Raw genomic sequence first — 3,099 nt, 5'->3', positions numbered from 1 at the left:
CAATACCGGACCGGGAGTTCCCCGCCCTTCCGGGCGGTTGCGCACCGCTGACCAGCCCATATCAACCGGATTGGAGCTGGCAAGAACTCAAGAGGCGTAATGACGCCGGTTCCTCGCGTATACCTTCTCGTCTCGCTCACCGGGCCCGACCCATCCGGCAGTGCTGGGCCGACCCGACTTTGTCGAGGCTGCTCTCGCCCTTCCCGGCGATCCCCGGTTCAGGCTGCCTCCAGCTTCACCTCGCCGCTACGACGGCGAGGCGACGGTGGTCTTCCACCTCCGTCCGAAACAACAGCGCCTCGTGGCGCACTGACAGCGTTCTTACCGGCACCCCGAGTTGGCGCGCGAGGGTGGAAGGGCGCGGAAGCGGACTCCACCCCGATGCTGCCGGCCCGCTCCCGCCACGCCTCCGGGCTCCCTGGAGCGGTACGCCCGCCCCGGCGTCGACGCGGTCGCAGCGCACGTCGCCGCGTCTGATCCCGCCGCCCGCCGGCGGGGTTGATCACAGCGCCTACGGCACGTTTCCGGAGCGTTGCTGATGGCCTCGCGAAGCCTCAGGGCATGCTGTTCGGTGACATCATGAGTAGTGAATTCCGCATCATGACGGTCGTCCGACCAGACGACACCTGAGCCTCTTCCTGCCTGCCAGTACGGGAAGGCGGTGAGCACGTAAGCGACGCCGAGCAGGAGCCCACTGCGGCCGAAGGAACAGAGGCGGAGACCACCCCCGAGGAGGCACCGGCCACGACTGAGGCTGGCCCTGCGGAGGGCGAAGAGCCGACCCCCGAGGCGGCGGAGACGGGAGCTGAAGGACCCGCTCCCCCCGCGGCCGAGGAGACCGAGGCTGAAGAACCTGCGACCCCCGAGGCTGAGGAGACCGGGACCGAAGAACCGGCCACGACCGAGGCCGAGGAGACCGGGACCGAAGAAGCCGCCACAGAAGAGTAGGAGAATGGTTGTGCGCGACGACCGTCGCGCACAACCACGACGGCAGTCTCGGGACGCCCCTCAAGCAGACTGGCTGGCATCCGGCTCGCTGCCCGTGGGGACCGGCCGCGCATCCCGCCGCGCGGGGGGCGGAAGTCTGGATGCTTGCAGCACCGCCGGTGCCACCGTGGACGGGTCTCCGCTGGCCACCCACCGGTAGCGGGCCACCATCATCATGTTGTCGACGCTCTCACGCACGAACCCGTCCACGATGCCAAGACCGCCCTGGCGTTCACGCAGCACTACGTCGCCCGGCTTCTCATCGTCCGCGATCTGCTGGTAGTCCGCCGAGTCGGGGCAGCCCGAGAACTCGTACACCCAGTGGCCCATACCTGCCATCCTGCCGGGAACCACGAGCACCCCACTGCTCAGGCGCGAAGGCGGTGGAGTGGATCCGCCCGAAGGAATTACGGACCCTGTTGATCAGACAAGTCGATCTCGGAGCTCACTCGGAATCGCCGGTGCGGGAACTTGGGGGCCAGTGAGCCGGTGTCCAGTCTCCCTCCGGGTCGGTGGTCTGGCCGACTTCGATCAGATGGCCGTCAGGGTCGCGGATGTAGCAGCGGATCTCGTACGCGTGTTGTTTCGGCGGCGTCAGGAACTGGGCACCTCGGGCGCTCCACTCCTCGTACAAGGGGTAGATGTCCTTGACGCGGATATTGAGGAAACTGCTGACCCGGCCGAAATCGCGCGGCGCCTCCAGGGTGACCGAGGGCTTGTCGTCCGTCGGGCCTCCGCCGCCGTTGATGATGATCCAGCTGTTGGCCAGTGCGACATAGGTCAGGCCTCCAGGGCCGGAGTAGGCCAGCCGGCCGCCGAGCACTTCGGTGTAGAAGCGTCGAGAGCGTTCGACATCGTCCGAGACGATGAAGTGGGCCAGCACAATTCCCTCTGGCGGTGGCGGGAGATCGACCATCTGGTGCCTCCACTTGTCGGTCTTATGCTCCGTTGATGATGTGCATTGACGGTAGGTTCCCCCTTCGAAGTGCCCGGCAATTTCACCGGCTCGCCCTCCTGGAAGATTCGCGGGCAGCTGTACACGGATGGCTCGCCGCTTAAGGTCATTGGAGCAACGCAGAGGTGTGGCTCTCGAGTCCCAGCGCCACACGATTACTGAGGGATTCGCTGCCTGTGCGCAAGTGCCCGTCGGGCCCATCGACTCAGGGATCGAGTCTTTCCAAAACTGCGGCGGTCACTACCCCGTAAGCCAGATGGGGCACGATGTCGGCAATCCGGTCCTTTGCAGACCACGTGCGCGGGTCGGTCACTTTGAGCAGGGTCATGGGGGCGTCGGTGCCCAGACGGGCGCCGAATCCAGCGGTCGCGTAGGCGATCAACCTGGACGGACGCCAGCCCTCGGCCCGCACCAGGCCCAGAAGGGCACCCAGACCGATCCCGGCAGCGATGCCGGTCAGTGCCGCCAGGCCCGCGACTCGATTTTCCTTCTCAGCGCCGTGACCGGGAATGGGCAGGTGCATCGCCTGTGACAGCTTCTCGACGGTGGCTCGCGGAGTGCCACTTGCGGGCCGCGCACGCCATGCCATGTCCAGATAGCCGACGGTGTTGAGAGCAGTGGTACCGGCGGCACCGGCAGCGGCTCCGTACAGCAGTCCGGTGACGGGTCTGGTCATCGTCTATCCCTCGGTCGTCTGGCGTGCAGTGCGCCCCGCACGAGTCAACGCCGGAGCCGGTTCGCCCGCCACCGGAGGACAGCGCGTGTAGAGCCCGATCCATGTCTTGTAGGCCGCGCGGGCGACGGCTTCGTTGTCCTGCCATTCGCCGGTGACCGCGGGGCCGCCTTCCTCGAATTGGAGGATTGCCCGGTAGAGGGTCATGGCCGGTCCCTGCTGGTCTCGTCGGCGAATGGGGACGGCGAGTGGGCGACGACGTCGGGGTGCAGCGTGGGCGCGATGTCCTTGAGGTCGGGGTGGGTGGCGGCGACGTCGCGTAGCAGTCGGGTGAAGGTGACGTGGTCGAGTGCGCGGCCGGTGCGTGAGAGGAGCAGGGGGCCTTGGGTCTTGGTGGAGTGCGGGGTTTTGTGGGTGCGTACGACTCTGCTGCGCAATTCCCTGCGGGGTGACGGCGGGCACGGGATGATCGCTCGTGCGGTCG

At 67.0% G+C, this 3,099-nt stretch carries 4 protein-coding genes and 1 pseudogene; all 5 read right to left on the bottom strand.

Going from position 1 to position 3,099, the window contains the following annotated elements; genetic code table 11:
- Nucleotides 1-1,008 precede the first annotated feature (1,008 nt).
- Nucleotides 1,009-1,317 carry a hypothetical protein gene (locus ACFPZI_RS30910; RefSeq protein WP_381370035.1) on the bottom strand — a complete coding sequence of 103 codons (309 nt, stop codon included), beginning with the start codon at nt 1,315-1,317 and terminating at the stop codon, nt 1,009-1,011.
- 115 nt (nt 1,318-1,432) lie between these two features.
- Nucleotides 1,433-1,903: a VOC family protein gene (locus ACFPZI_RS30905; protein ID WP_381370032.1), complete on the bottom strand. Its 471-nt coding sequence runs from the start codon at nt 1,901-1,903 to the stop codon at nt 1,433-1,435.
- Nucleotides 1,904-2,147: 244 nt separating this feature from the next.
- Nucleotides 2,148-2,618 carry a hypothetical protein gene (locus ACFPZI_RS30900; protein ID WP_381370029.1) on the bottom strand — a complete coding sequence of 157 codons (471 nt, stop codon included), beginning with the start codon at nt 2,616-2,618 and terminating at the stop codon, nt 2,148-2,150.
- 3 nt (nt 2,619-2,621) lie between these two features.
- Complete coding sequence (locus ACFPZI_RS30895; RefSeq protein WP_381370026.1) at nt 2,622-2,822, bottom strand: hypothetical protein; 201 nt, start codon at nt 2,820-2,822, stop codon at nt 2,622-2,624.
- Nucleotides 2,819-3,099 (bottom strand): annotated as a pseudogene (locus tag ACFPZI_RS30890) (hypothetical protein); the annotation flags it as partial. The pseudogene ACFPZI_RS30890 and the gene ACFPZI_RS30895, both read right to left, overlap by 4 nt.

The organism is Streptomyces chlorus (assembly GCF_042655885.1).
GTDB lineage: Bacteria > Actinomycetota > Actinomycetes > Streptomycetales > Streptomycetaceae > Streptomyces > Streptomyces chlorus.
Note: the sequence above shows the minus strand (reverse complement) of the source record. Positions and strands in the feature narration are given on the sequence as shown.

What these genes read in the sequence shown, in the direction of transcription:
- ACFPZI_RS30910 (WP_381370035.1), bottom strand. Translation starts at nt 1,317, where the DNA reads ATGGGCCACTGGGTGTACGAGTTCTCGGGCTGCCCCGACTCGGCGGAC.
- ACFPZI_RS30905 (WP_381370032.1), bottom strand. Translation starts at nt 1,903, where the DNA reads ATGGTCGATCTCCCGCCACCGCCAGAGGGAATTGTGCTGGCCCACTTC.
- ACFPZI_RS30900 (WP_381370029.1), bottom strand. Translation starts at nt 2,618, where the DNA reads ATGACCAGACCCGTCACCGGACTGCTGTACGGAGCCGCTGCCGGTGCC.
- ACFPZI_RS30895 (WP_381370026.1), bottom strand. Translation starts at nt 2,822, where the DNA reads ATGACCCTCTACCGGGCAATCCTCCAATTCGAGGAAGGCGGCCCCGCG.